Annotated in this window: 13 protein-coding genes; 2 read left to right on the forward strand and 11 right to left on the reverse strand. The window is 46.8% G+C overall.

What is annotated here, in order from left to right; genetic code table 11:
* Positions 1-27 precede the first annotated feature (27 nt).
* Positions 28-1,188, reverse strand: coding sequence for a DUF3798 domain-containing protein (locus RTV33_RS00955; protein ID WP_312640578.1), 1,161 nt, complete (start codon positions 1,186-1,188; stop codon positions 28-30).
* A 390-nt stretch (positions 1,189-1,578) separates the two neighbouring features.
* On the opposite strand from RTV33_RS00955, the gene RTV33_RS00960 reads away from it, so the two are divergent.
* Together RTV33_RS00960 and RTV33_RS00965 are read left to right on the forward strand one after the other, a co-directional pair.
* Complete coding sequence (locus RTV33_RS00960) at positions 1,579-2,622, forward strand: MerR family transcriptional regulator (protein ID WP_312640580.1); 1,044 nt, start codon at positions 1,579-1,581, stop codon at positions 2,620-2,622.
* A 32-nt stretch (positions 2,623-2,654) separates the two neighbouring features.
* Positions 2,655-3,734: an aminopeptidase P family protein gene (locus RTV33_RS00965; protein ID WP_312640582.1), complete on the forward strand. Its 1,080-nt coding sequence runs from the start codon at positions 2,655-2,657 to the stop codon at positions 3,732-3,734.
* A 159-nt stretch (positions 3,735-3,893) separates the two neighbouring features.
* On the opposite strand, the gene RTV33_RS00970 is transcribed toward RTV33_RS00965, so the two are convergent.
* The 10 genes from RTV33_RS00970 to RTV33_RS01015 all read right to left on the reverse strand — a co-directional run.
* Positions 3,894-4,439, reverse strand: a complete 546-nt coding sequence (locus tag RTV33_RS00970; RefSeq protein ID WP_312640584.1) for an NADH peroxidase — start codon at positions 4,437-4,439, stop codon at positions 3,894-3,896.
* 605 nt (positions 4,440-5,044) lie between these two features.
* Positions 5,045-5,923 carry a YitT family protein gene (locus RTV33_RS00975; protein WP_312640586.1) on the reverse strand — a complete coding sequence of 293 codons (879 nt, stop codon included), beginning with the start codon at positions 5,921-5,923 and terminating at the stop codon, positions 5,045-5,047.
* Positions 5,924-5,952: 29 nt separating this feature from the next.
* A complete protein-coding gene (locus RTV33_RS00980; RefSeq protein WP_312640588.1) occupies positions 5,953-6,354 on the reverse strand; it encodes a ribonuclease III domain-containing protein in 402 nt (133 codons plus the stop codon).
* A gap of 24 nt (positions 6,355-6,378) precedes the next feature.
* On the reverse strand, positions 6,379-7,656 hold the full coding sequence (gene obgE, locus RTV33_RS00985) for a GTPase ObgE (protein ID WP_312640590.1): 1,278 nt from the start codon (positions 7,654-7,656) through the stop codon (positions 6,379-6,381).
* 246 nt (positions 7,657-7,902) lie between these two features.
* On the reverse strand, positions 7,903-8,184 hold the full coding sequence (gene rpmA, locus RTV33_RS00990) for a 50S ribosomal protein L27 (protein WP_092752163.1): 282 nt from the start codon (positions 8,182-8,184) through the stop codon (positions 7,903-7,905).
* Between the two features lie 4 nt (positions 8,185-8,188).
* Positions 8,189-8,509 (reverse strand): ribosomal-processing cysteine protease Prp, encoded by a 321-nt coding sequence (locus RTV33_RS00995; RefSeq protein ID WP_312640602.1) that lies wholly within the window; start codon positions 8,507-8,509, stop codon positions 8,189-8,191.
* A 14-nt stretch (positions 8,510-8,523) separates the two neighbouring features.
* On the reverse strand, positions 8,524-8,835 hold the full coding sequence (gene rplU, locus RTV33_RS01000; RefSeq protein WP_312640604.1) for a 50S ribosomal protein L21: 312 nt from the start codon (positions 8,833-8,835) through the stop codon (positions 8,524-8,526).
* Positions 8,836-9,008: 173 nt separating this feature from the next.
* Entirely contained in the window at positions 9,009-9,857 is an 849-nt protein-coding gene (folD, locus tag RTV33_RS01005; RefSeq protein ID WP_312640605.1) for a bifunctional methylenetetrahydrofolate dehydrogenase/methenyltetrahydrofolate cyclohydrolase FolD, read from the reverse strand.
* The gene (gene lgt / locus RTV33_RS01010) at positions 9,841-10,896 is read right to left on the reverse strand and encodes a prolipoprotein diacylglyceryl transferase (protein ID WP_312640607.1); all 1,056 of its coding nucleotides are present in this window, start codon (positions 10,894-10,896) and stop codon (positions 9,841-9,843) included. The genes folD and lgt overlap by 17 nt, the downstream gene beginning before the upstream one ends.
* A 66-nt stretch (positions 10,897-10,962) precedes the next feature.
* Positions 10,963-11,556, reverse strand: a 594-nt coding sequence (locus RTV33_RS01015; RefSeq protein WP_312640609.1) for an insulinase family protein, incomplete at its 5' end; no start/stop codon positions are given.

The following is an 11,556-nucleotide window of genomic DNA, read 5'->3' on the forward strand; positions in this document are numbered from 1 at the left end:
TTACTAAGGCTTAAAATAAGAATTCTCTTAGAAATTCACATAAGGTAGCATAACAGTCCAGAAATTCTCCAGACGAATGCCGGTCTTAGGATTGTCATAGACAGTCAAGCTCGCTTCGTCAATTCCCTGGTAGGCGCTGAGGATATCGCGCATATGCTCAAAATCTTGCTTACCGTTGGTTTTGCCGCTTGCCCAATCAAAGGCATACTCCGCGCCGCACTCAATGAACATCTGGTTCATGGGGTATTTCCAGGTAGAAATACGACCACTCTCACCTTTTTCAGAAACCTTCTTTTCAATCTCTTCGCAGACATAATCTACGTCGCCTTTTTTATCATCAGGGATGGAGATACCCAGTGCACCCGGGAAACCATGGTAAGGGGAAGGACAGCAGGGCATAACATAGATAGCGCCATTATCAATCGTAGATTTGATCAAAGGCTCCTGCATGGAACAGTTGGTTGCATAAAAGGCTGTGTCTTTGCCGTACTGCTGCACCATTCTTGGAATATCCTCCAGCATAAACTGCTGAGTACCGGAAATACCGGCATCCGACTGCGGGTCGGGAGCGGTTGCGTCATGGAACTCAATGCCCAGTTCTTCGCATTTTTTACGGATGACATCTCTGCGGTAAACCAGCATCTCCATGGACATATGGCGGGGGAAAGAGTAGTGGATAAAGGTTTTGGCACCCATAGCCTTTGCCTGCTCCGCCATACCGACGCCCATGTCGATTTCATTGGACTGCAGCACCACATCTGCTTTGGATGCGATCATTGAAGGGTCTTCACCGGGAGTTCCGGCAACAAACAGCATGTCGTCTCTTTTCTCGCGAACCTTGTCGATTGCGGCAGAGATACCATTAACCGCCTGCACGAAAACAATCGCCTTAATGTCGGGGTCGGCTGCCAGTGCCAGCGTATTCGCAATGGTGGTCTCTTGTTCTTTCATGTTGTTATCCGGGTAAGTCTGGATTACAACTCGATCTTTACCGTATTTTCTCTGGACCTCTTCTGCTTTGCGGTACTCCTCCTCGTTTTGAGAAACAGTTGCCACCAGTAAACCAATCTTAAAGTTTTCTCCATCTGCAGATGCCTCACCGGAGGTGGCGGGCTCTGCACCACCATTGCAGGCTACCATGGAACCAGCTATCATTATAGCAAGCACACATGCCAAAATTCTTTTCATTTTCTTTGCTCCTTTTTAAAAATATTAATCGAAGATCAGCTCGTCAACCAGCCAATTACAAACAAACTGTATTTGCTAGGGCGAGCTTTATGCATCTTTATTATTATAAACTCTGCCCAGGGGGCAGTGTCAATTTATTTGCCGTAATTTGTCTATTTTCGGACAGATACACTATAAACCAATTTATTGTTGTATAATTTCCACAGTTTTTTCACAATCTCGCATCTTTGATAGATTTAAAATTACATTTATTGGTTTTGAATCTAAAATTTATTTGATTACACGCCTAATTTTTGTGCTCATTTTATAATTCGGTATTGACTATGCCCATAGGGCGAACTTATAATGAACATAAAGTTTAAAAGCCGAACCGCCGGAAGGAGTTTTATTGTGAATACGAAAAAGATTTGCAGCCAGCTGAACGTTACCCAAAAACTTCTACGCACTTATGAGGACCACGGCATTATCACGCCTATGCGCGGAGAGAACAACTACCGTGCTTACTCCATCGACGATGTGGTAAAAATCAAATGCATTATGCTTTTGCGGGAGTTCGGGTTCTCCTACGGGCAAATACGAACCATTTTAAATGAAAGCAGCAACCCGAGTAACCGCTTCGACCAGACTTTCTACATTCATCTAAAGACAGTCGAACGAAAAATTCAGGAGCTTGAAGAGACTAAAACCAACCTTAAAAGATGTATCAACGATTTTCTGAGCAGCGGGGATGATGTGAGCAGTGCCCTAACTACCATCATCAATTTTCAAGGCAACGTCCGTACCGACGACAATGAGCTCTCGGATTTTAGCTGGGACTTTGACAACTTGGCAGACTCCTACGACGAAAACGTCATAATGAGAACGCCGGAGCATCAAAAAGCCCTACATACCCTGCGCAGCTATATTTTAGAGCATAGTGTGGCGAAGCACAGCAAAATTTTGGACGTTGGCTGCGGTTCATGTTATCTGTGGCACGGCACCAAGGACAAGCATCTGCACATTACCGGGATGGATAACAGCTTGAGGATGATCTTTTGTGCGCGCGAAAAGTTACCCTGGATCAAGTTCATGCTGGCGGATATTTTAGAAAACGACCTCCCCGACAACCCAAAATTCGATCTGGTTACGTCCTCCTACACGCTTCACCACATTCCTTATAAGCACCAGTATACCGCCATCTCCAATATGCTCTCGGTGATGGACCACCATGGGCAACTTGTCCTAATGGATCGAATGTTTTACGATGCTGCAGATGCACAAATACTGCGCAACTATTATATTCAGGCTGGGGAATTTCGGAAGCTCTCTGATATGACCACCGAATTTTTCCCTTATGTTAATCACTTGCTGTCCTTCTTTGAAGCGAATGGTTATCATGCCACAACCCGAAACATTGATAAAGGGGTCTGGATGATCATTGTTACACAGCAGTAAGCTTTTAAAACGAACCGAAAAGGAGTATTTTTATGCATTTAAACCGAATCCAAAAGGTAATGGAGCATATGAAATCCAAACAAATTGACCAGCTGATTGTCTCTTCGCCTGCTTCGCTATTTTATCTGACCGGGCACTGGGTTCACCCCGGCAAGCGTTTTTTGGCGCTGCTTTTAACTTCAGAAGGAACCTGTACCTATTTTGCCAATGAGCTTTTCCATTTGAACGAATCGATTTCCTGCCCGGTAGTTCGCTATTCCGACAATCAGGATCCCCTCAATTTTTTGATGCAGCATCTTGCTGACCGCGCAACGATCGGTGTAGATAACAGCCTTTGTGCAAACCTGTTGCTGGGTATGCTCCAACGGCTGCACCATGCCAAAGTCGTGTTTGCCGCCGAATGTGTTGATTTGGTGCGTATGGTCAAGGATGCCGAAGAGATCTGTCTGTTGCGGGAATCCTCACGGATCAACGACCTTACCATGGCGGACATCATTTCTACCATACATCCAAACTTTACCGAACTGGAGTTAGCGCATCGGTTACCGGAGCTGTATTGCAGCCATGGCGGGGATGGATACGCCGTGGTTCCCATTGTTTCCTATGGCCCAAACTGTGCCGACGCTCATCATCGTCCCGATAGCACCCGCTTATCGAAAGGGGACAGCATCGTTTTGGATATGGGTATCCCTTATCAGAGCTATTGTTCGGATATGACCCGTACTGTTTTTTATGGCGACATCTCCGACGAATTCGAAAGAATCTACCACATTGTATTAAAAGCCCAGCTGGCAGCCTGCGAAGCCATAAAGCCCGGTATGCGATGCTGTGACATCGACGCCGTTGCACGCGGCATTATTACAGAAGAGGGCTATGGCCCCTATTTCACCCACCGTACCGGTCATAATATCGGCATCGAGGGGCATGAGTTTCCCTCTATTGGCATTGGCAATGAAATGCCGCTTCAGGCGGGAATGGTCTTCTCCGTTGAGCCAGGTATTTACCTGCCTAAGCAGGGTGGTGTACGTATTGAAGACTTGGTAGTGGTCACGGATGATGGCTGTGAAATTTTGAATCATTACACCAAGGAACTCCAGATAATTTCAGAGTAAAAACATCATCCGCCGTCTTCATCATTTTAGTATATAAACCTTTATTTCGTACGAACATAATGGTGGATTTTCACCCAAATGTGCATTGAAAAAGCTCTGATTTCTTGCCAAAAACGGCTTGAAATCAGAGCTCTTTTATTCCATTTTTCTATCTAAGCACTATTTAAAATATCTGTCTAGACAGCCCTGGAAAGCACAACCGTGGCGTGCTTCGTCTTTGCACATTTCATGTACTGTATCATGGATCGCATCGAGGCCGAGCTCTTTTGCACGGGTTGCGATTCTTTTCTTACCCTCGCAAGCACCCTGCTCAGCGGCTACTCTCAGCTCAAGGTTTTTCTTGGTATCGGCATAAACTACCTCACCCAGCAGCTCTGCAAATTTAGCAGCGTGCTCAGCCTCTTCAAAAGCGGCCTTGGTGTAGCAAGCAGCTACCTCGGGGTAACCCTCTCTCTCCGCCTGACGGGCCATAGCAAGGTACATACCAACCTCTGTGCATTCGCCGGTAAAGTTCATTCTCAAGCCCTCGAGAATCTCAGCGTCTACGCCTGCAGCAACACCAATTCTATGCTCATCGGCATAAGACATAGTAGAGTTGGTTTTTTCTTCAAACTTTGAAGCGGGAGCTTTGCACTGAGGGCAAAACTCAGGGGCAGCATTTCCGGTGTGGACATACCCACATACGGTACATACAAAAGTTTTCATAATAATTTCCTCCAGCATTCATATTTTAATTTTATAAATAGGAATCGTTCCTGTTTTATTATATACCACACCGGTATATAAATTGCAATACTTTTGACAAGTTTTTTATATTTTTGTGGCTGAATTTACAATTAAATATTATAAATTCAGAGCATAAAACAGCTTTACAGATTGTATCGCAAAGTGTTGCATTCAGCCTTTAATCAGTGTTTGCTTTATTATAACATAGTCTATTGAAGTAAAGCGCAAAATCAGTAAATGATTTTATGCCATCGTATAAATTTGTCTTAATTATTGCATAATCACGAATGGCTCACAAATAATAGTAGCGAAGTGAGGTGATTGAATTGGCTAAAAACAGTGAAAACAAAAAAAATCAATCTACAAGCAATAAGAAAAATGACGGCTCTGCAAACAACAAGGCGAACAATCCGTCCTCTAACAACATGAACCAGAACTCCAATAAGACCTCAAACAATAGAGCAGATAACTCTAACAACTACTAAACTATAATTCTCTTTTTAAACTGAATTAATTTTGATGCTTGATTTGTGACAGCCAAAAGACCGCCACCGAATTGATTTCTCGGACGGTCTTTTTGCTTGTTATTTTTGGTTACTTTGAATTGGTTTAAAGCCCTCACCCATAATTTCGCCCGCTTCGGCAACAATGATAAACGCTCTGGGATCTACATCATAAACCATATTTTTCAGTTTATGAAACTGATTTTTGCGTACAGCCGAAAGCACAACATATTTGTCGTTGCCCGAATATGCCCCTTTTCCCGCAAGCAGCGTCGCCCCGCGGTCAAGATCATGAATGATGACCTTAGATATTTCCTCACTTTTTTCGGAAATCACCAGCACCATTTTACCCACGTCCACACCGTATAAAAGGGAATCGAGCACGCGAGAACAGGTAAAAATAGTAATCAATCCATACAAGGCTGACTCCAACTGCTGATAAACAAACGAAGAAGTAATCAGTACTACACAGTCAACCATCAGCATTGCTCTTCCGATAGGCAGATAAGGAAATTTGCGCTGCAGCAAGCGTGCGACAATGTCGGTGCCACCTGTGGTTGCCCCGCGCATGAAGATAAGGGCAAGCCCTGCACCGATACCCACACCGCCAAACAAAGCTGCCAGCAGCGGGTTTTTGGTGTATGGCGGTAAAAAGATACCCATAACATCGAGCACTAACGACATGACCAGTACACTTTTCAGTGTTTTTACGGTCATCGATTTGCCTAAAAGCTGAAACGAAAGAAACAGCAGCGGTATATTGATTAGCAGGGATACGGTGCCAATTGGAATACCCCACAAATAGTTGACTATTGTGGCAATACCCGTAACACCGCCGGGGGCAATGTGGTTAGGTGCAGTAAACATGTGTACACCCACAGCGTATAGTGAGGCACCTACAATATCAAAAATAATATCAGTCAACCAGACTTTAAACTGCACAGCGGTAAAATTTTTCATACAGCACGCTCCAAGTATCAGACTGGACTTTAGGAGGCTAAACTTGTGAGAATTCGCTCAAAAAGCTCGTTAATGCGGCTAAGCTTACCGCCCAAGTACAGGTAACCGAACAATGCTTCTACACCTGTCGCCTTACGGTATTCTAAAACATCGGCATTTTTAGGCGCATGTACGCCGCTGCTGTTGCGCCCTCGACGTAAAATATCCGCTTCGTCCTCGGGTAGTGTATCTGCAATTAAATCATACACACGTGCCTGGAAAGAAGCTTTTACCATTTCCACCGTTTTTTTGTGCAGCTTATTTGGCGGCATACTGCCTGCACTAATAACTTGCTCGCGCACCATCAATTCGTATACGACATCACCCATAAAGGCAAGCGTTAGCGGACTGAGCAGCTTCGGGTTACTCCCCTGCTTTGCTAAATCTAACATAAAACCATCCTTATTCCATGCCTGTTAATGCACGTAGTCAAACTCAAAGTCGAGGATGCTGACCGTGTCACCGTCCTGAACGCCCATTTCATTGAGCTTATCAATAATACCACTGTTGCGCAGCACGCGCTGGAAGTATTGAAGCGATTCATAGTCATCCATGTTGACAGATCCCAATACAGGCGCAAGCCAGTCCGCATCCACAATGTAAACACCGTCTTCTATCGTAATTTCAAATGCCTGTTTGTCTTTTGGCTCCAGTTCAGACAGGGGAAGGTCTTCTTTTTCATATATCTTGATGGGAGGAAGTGTATCAAGCAGCTGAGAAACCGCATAAATCAGCGGGTCCACACCCTGCCTTGTTGCAGCAGAAATGGGGAAGAACGGTAGCCCTTTGCCCTCAATATACTCTTTGAACGCGGCAATCTGCTCTTCGGTTGCCATGTCGCATTTGTTCGCAGCTACAATTTGCGGGCGGCTTGCGAGTTCCTCATTAAAGCTGACAAGCTCCTGATTAATCTTCTCAAAATCCTCAATGGGGTCCCTGCCCTCTATGCCCGAAACATCCACAACATGTACATTCAAACGGCAACGCTCTACATGGCGCAAAAACTCATGTCCCAAGCCTACACCTTCAGACGCACCCTCAATTAGCCCAGGAATATCCGCCATCACAAAAGATTTGTTTTCATCGACACGAACCACACCCAGCACAGGGGTAAGCGTTGTAAAGTGGTAGTTTGCGATTGCGGGTTTTGCCTCACTGCAAACCGAGATTAAGCTGGATTTGCCCACATTGGGGAAGCCAACCAGTCCCACATCCGCAAGCAGCTTGAGCTCAAGCGTAACATCAAAAGCTTCACCCGGAAGCCCCGGCTTTGCAAAGCGCGGTACCTGGCGCGTAGGGGTGGCGAAATGGCTGTTGCCCCAACCGCCTTTGCCGCCTTTTGCTACAACCTGCGGCTCAGGGGTGGAAAGGTCAGCCAAAATGCGCCCTGTATTTGCCTCTTTTACCAAAGTGCCCTGTGGCACCTTAATGATGAGATCTGGGGCGGTCTTACCGCTGCAGCGTTTTGCTGTACCCGGATCTCCGTTTTGTGCAAAATAGCGTTTTTTGAATTTAAACTCAGCCAGGGTGGATATGTTGGTATCGACCTGGAACACCACGTTGCCACCTTTACCGCCGTCGCCACCGTCGGGCCCACCCGCTGCCACATATTTTTCGCGGTGGAACGAAACCGCGCCGCCGCCGCCGTCACCCGCTTTGATCTTAATTCTTGCAATATCTACAAATGCTGCCATAAATTATTTCACCTCTCTGCGGGATGCTCCCGCCGACAGCGGGCAATGCCCGCAGATCATTCGGACAAGAGCTTATCACCATAGCAAGCCATTGCCGCAAACACTTTATTGTTTATCTCTATTCTGCCAGATTCCAGCGCTACCATACACTGCTTTACTATACTGTTTGCTGTGGTGCTCCGCTAAAATCTTTCAATAAAAAATCCCGAGTGAACACTCGGGATTTTAGTTGCTTATGCAATTGGATTACTGCTCTGCGTAAACACTGACCTTTTTGCGGTCTTTGCCCCAGCGCTCGAATTTAACCTTGCCGCTTACAGTTGCAAACAGGGTATCATCGGAACCACGGCCAACATTCTCGCCCGGGTGAATGTGTGTACCACGCTGACGAACCAGAATGTTGCCAGCCAGTACAAACTGACCGTCAGCACGTTTTACGCCAAGTCGTTTAGACTCGGAGTCACGGCCGTTCTTGGTAGAACCAACACCTTTTTTATGTGCAAAAAATTGCATGCTAATTCTTAACATATCGTTACACCTCCGAAATTATCAGTTTAAGGCTTTTCGGGTAATCTTCCGCCAATAACTGCAGCTGCAGGCAAAAGGCACACATCAGTGTGTTTGCCGCTGTATCGCTGCAATCTTGCGGCAGCTTCAGCGAAATTTCGTTCTCGCCCACCTTGACTTCAGCAGAGATCTTTAAAATCTCGGTGATGCCGTTGACGGTAAGCTGTAAAGCAGATGAAACACTCGCGCATACGATATCCTGTCCATAATTGGCGAACATGGCATGCCCCGATACTGCGAATGCGGTATATCTGCCTTTTTCAAAACAAAATTCAGCAGAAATCATAAATTTAATTCCCCTTACAGAGCAATGCTTTCGATCTCAACCTTGGTATAGGGCTGTCTGTGACCGATTTTTCTCTTGGAGTCTTTTTTTGGTCTGTAGGTGAGAACTGTAATTTTTTTACCTTTGCCGTTTTTAACAGCTTTCGCGGTTACTTTTGCGCCGGATACGTAAGGTGCACCGACAACCAGTCCGTCGTCTTTGCCGACTGCAATTACTTTTTCAAAGTTAATTTTCTCATCAGCTTCGACATTCAGTTTTTCGATGAAAACAACATCGCCTTGTTCAACGCGGTATTGTTTGCCACCGGTTTCAATAATAGCATACATATTGAATGAGCCTCTTTCTTTCAGTCTCGCTATTGTCAGGCGATGCTTTTTAGACGAATTTCGCCTTTTGGGCATACTTCTAGCCTGTAATATGCGGCTTTTATATGTTACCACAAACCATTGAGTTAGTCAAGCAAAAGTTAACATGTATTGCAGGTATCTTCACTGTACGGTTACTGCGCCTTGCTTTTGGCAGCTGCAACCGTATTTTTAAGCAGCATCGAAATCGTCATAGGCCCTACACCGCCCGGTACAGGGGTGATATAGCTGCATTTTGGCGCGACAGACTCAAAATCCACGTCGCCGCACAGCTTGCCGTTTTCGTCGCGGTTCATGCCGACGTCAATGACGACCGCGCCATCTTTTATCATGCCCCCGGTGACAAACTTCGCTTTGCCCACAGCAGCGATGAGGATATCGGCGCGACGGGTGACCTCGGCGAGGTTCTTGGTACGAGAGTGGCAGATGGTAACTGTGCCGCTGCTGTGGAGCAGCAGCATTGCCATGGGCTTGCCCACAATATTGCTGCGGCCGATTACAACGCACTCTTTACCGCACACCTCGATACCCGTCTCTTTGATTAGTTCCATAACACCCGCGGGCGTGCAGGGCAAAAACTGATAGTCGTTAATCATGATTTTTCCGACATTCGCGGCATGGAAGGCATCTACATCTTTCTCGGGCGAAATTGCCTCAATAACCGCCTTTTCATCGATATGTTTCGGCAGGGGCAGCTGTACGAGTATGCCATCAATCTCCGGCTTTTTGTTTAGTTTTTCTACCAGAGCCAACAACTCGGCCTGCGTAGTTTCGGCAGGTAAGGCATGCTTTTCGGAGTAGATGCCAACTTCTTCGCAGCCCTTCTCTTTATTGCGCACATACACCTGAGATGCGGGGTCTTCCCCCACAATTACCACTGCAAGGCCTGGGGTAATACCGTTTTCTTTCATCCGCTTTACTTCTAGCTTCAACTGCTCGCGTACCTTTGCGGACACCGCCTTGCCATCAAGAATTACCGCCATCGTCTTCCTCCGTCTTTTTGTCATCGGTTGGTTCTGCCGCCGCACTTTCCAATTCAGCAGGCACCTCTTCTTTCGTCTCTGCTATTGTAGGTTCTACGTCAACTGCTTTATCCTCTTTTTTCGTATAGAACGTGCCCTGACGAATCATCTCTGCCTCCTCGGAATGCACATACAGCTTGAGATATTCGGGGTCGTTCTCACGTTTGATTTTAGAGCGCACTACAAACCAGATGACGATTGCCGCAATAACACCGATGAGCGAAAGCACCTGTGATACACGAATGCTGCCCAGCATTAAGCTGTCGGTGCGCAGCCCCTCGATTACAAAGCGGCCTGCGCCATACCATGCGGTATAGAGCAGCACCAACTCGCCGTCAAAACGGCGGTGCTTGGTGTACCACGCAATAACAATAAAGCCGATTAAACACCAGATTGATTCGTAAAAGAATGTGGGGTGCACCGGCATGGTGGGGTCAACCGTAACGCCGTACTGTGCCAACTCTGCCTGATGCGAAGTGAGATAACGCTCGATTGCAGGGCCTGCCATGCCCCATGGCATAGTGGTGTTGGCACCAAACGCCTCGATGTTAACAAAGTTACCCCAGCGCCCAATTGCCTGCCCTATGATCAGACCTGCCGCTGCGAGGTCCATCATAGGAAGGATGCGAACCTTGCGGTAGCGGCACATCAGCAGTCCCACAATTACAGCACCGATAATACCGCCGTAAATGGCAATGCCGCCCTCCCATATTTTAAAGATATTGATTAGGTTGTCCTTGTACTCATCCCATGAAAACAGCACATAATAGGCTCTCGCGCCGACAATTCCGCCGATTACCGCGACCAAAAGCACGTCAATCACACGATCGCTGTCCAGCCCAAAATGTTTGGTGCGCAGCATTACATAGCAAATACCCACAAGAAACGCGGCTGCCATAATAATACCATACCAGGCAATGGCATGCCCGCCAATGTGAAAAGCCTCACGGTTCAGGTGGAATTCGAGCCCCAGCCCCGGGAAGGTTAATAGTTCACCCATGGTTCAACCTCCATAAAGATAAAATCTATGTAGCGGCAGAAGCCGCTTACAGGCACAGCAGAACGCTTATTCTACCGGATAAATGATGGAAATGGCACTGTGCTCACGCGAGAAGTTATCTTGAAGATGCTTTGTGAGCTGCTCAATGGTACAGTCGGCGATGAGGTCGACCAGTTCGTAGATCGTAAACTCGCAGAAGTGCGACTGCATCAGTGCGCCTGCAACCCCTTCAACGTTATTAAGCATGCGGATATATCGCCCATAGATGGCTTTTTTACAGCGGTCAAATGCGGCATGGTCTATGCCCTCGCGCTGAACTCGCTCAATTTCTGTGCAAATCTCCTCGTAGACCTTATCGGGGTCGCGCGACTCGCCCGAAAATAGCGTGGAGATAAAGTCTCTGCCGGTGAACACCTCGCTGCCAAACGTGGAGTTGATCAGCGCGTTGTCGTACATTCTGCGGTACAGCGGGGATGCCTCGCCCGCAAGAATCTCCACAAGAATTTCATCGAGCACCTGGTTCATAGAGTTCTCGCGCTTACTGCCCGGAATCTCCTTAAAGCCGATGTTAAACATCGGCATCGCAACCGGTAGCTTCATCTCAACTCGCGGCTCATTAACCGTTCTCGGCTCGTCGGGCACCTTCGCCTCAATGGATAA

It is taken from the genome of Hydrogenoanaerobacterium sp., from assembly GCF_032017025.1.
Taxonomy (GTDB): domain Bacteria; phylum Bacillota; class Clostridia; order Oscillospirales; family Ruminococcaceae; genus Hydrogenoanaerobacterium.

Coding starts and splice junctions, on each gene's coding strand:
- RTV33_RS00970 (WP_312640584.1), bottom strand. CDS start 4,439: ATGAAAACTTTTGTATGTACCGTATGTGGGTATGTCCACACCGGAAAT.
- folD (WP_312640605.1), bottom strand. CDS start 9,857: ATGGCGGTAATTCTTGATGGCAAGGCGGTGTCCGCAAAGGTACGCGAG.
- lgt (WP_312640607.1), bottom strand. CDS start 10,896: ATGGGTGAACTATTAACCTTCCCGGGGCTGGGGCTCGAATTCCACCTG.
- rplU (WP_312640604.1), bottom strand. CDS start 8,835: ATGTATGCTATTATTGAAACCGGTGGCAAACAATACCGCGTTGAACAA.
- RTV33_RS00955 (WP_312640578.1), bottom strand. CDS start 1,188: ATGAAAAGAATTTTGGCATGTGTGCTTGCTATAATGATAGCTGGTTCC.
- RTV33_RS00995 (WP_312640602.1), bottom strand. CDS start 8,509: ATGATTTCTGCTGAATTTTGTTTTGAAAAAGGCAGATATACCGCATTC.
- RTV33_RS00975 (WP_312640586.1), bottom strand. CDS start 5,923: ATGAAAAATTTTACCGCTGTGCAGTTTAAAGTCTGGTTGACTGATATT.
- rpmA (WP_092752163.1), bottom strand. CDS start 8,184: ATGTTAAGAATTAGCATGCAATTTTTTGCACATAAAAAAGGTGTTGGT.
- RTV33_RS00980 (WP_312640588.1), bottom strand. CDS start 6,354: ATGTTAGATTTAGCAAAGCAGGGGAGTAACCCGAAGCTGCTCAGTCCG.
- obgE (WP_312640590.1), bottom strand. CDS start 7,656: ATGGCAGCATTTGTAGATATTGCAAGAATTAAGATCAAAGCGGGTGAC.
- RTV33_RS00965 (WP_312640582.1), top strand. CDS start 2,655: ATGCATTTAAACCGAATCCAAAAGGTAATGGAGCATATGAAATCCAAA.